Annotated in this window: 1 protein-coding gene; it reads left to right on the forward strand. The window is 66.9% G+C overall.

The genetic code is table 11. The features are described from left to right. Window positions 1-640: ABC transporter substrate-binding protein (locus tag DNK49_RS23175; RefSeq protein ID WP_133255174.1), on the forward strand; the 640-nt coding region annotated here is incomplete at both ends.

Below are 640 nucleotides of genomic sequence, written 5' to 3' on the forward strand. Positions count from 1 at the left end.
CGACACCTCGTCGGTCGGCCTCGCCGTGCGCCAGGTTGCCAACGAGACGGGCAAGATCGACCTCAATGTCGGCTCGGCGACGGCCGACCTCACCGGGCCGGCCTGCTCGGCGACCGGCGCCTCCTGGATCTACGACACCTACGCCCTGGCGCAGGTCACTGGCTCGGCGCTGGTCAAGGCGGGCAACGACTCCTGGTACTTCATCACCGCCGACTATGCCTTCGGCCATGCGCTGGAGCGCGACGTGACGGCGGTCGTGAAGGCGGCCGGCGGCAAGGTGGTGGGCAGCATCAGGCACCCGATCTCCTCGCAGGACTTCTCGTCCTACCTGCTGCAGGCGCAAGGCTCGAAGGCCAAGATCATCGCGCTGGCCAACGCCGGCGCCGACACCATCAACACCATCAAGCAGGCCGGCGAGTTCGGCATCACCAAGGGCGGCCAGAAGCTGGCAGGCCTGCTGTTCTTCACCTCCGACGTGCAGGCGATCGGCCTGAACGCCGCACAGGGCCTGGTGCTGACCGAGTCGTTCTACTGGGATCTCAACGACGAGACCCGCGCCTGGACCAAGCGCTTCCGGGCCAAGAAGGACAAGATCCCCAGCATGCTGACGGTCGGCGTCTACAGCTCGACCCTGCACTAC

The organism is Parazoarcus communis SWub3 = DSM 12120 (assembly GCF_003226565.1).
In the GTDB taxonomy this organism is placed as follows: domain Bacteria; phylum Pseudomonadota; class Gammaproteobacteria; order Burkholderiales; family Rhodocyclaceae; genus Parazoarcus; species Parazoarcus communis.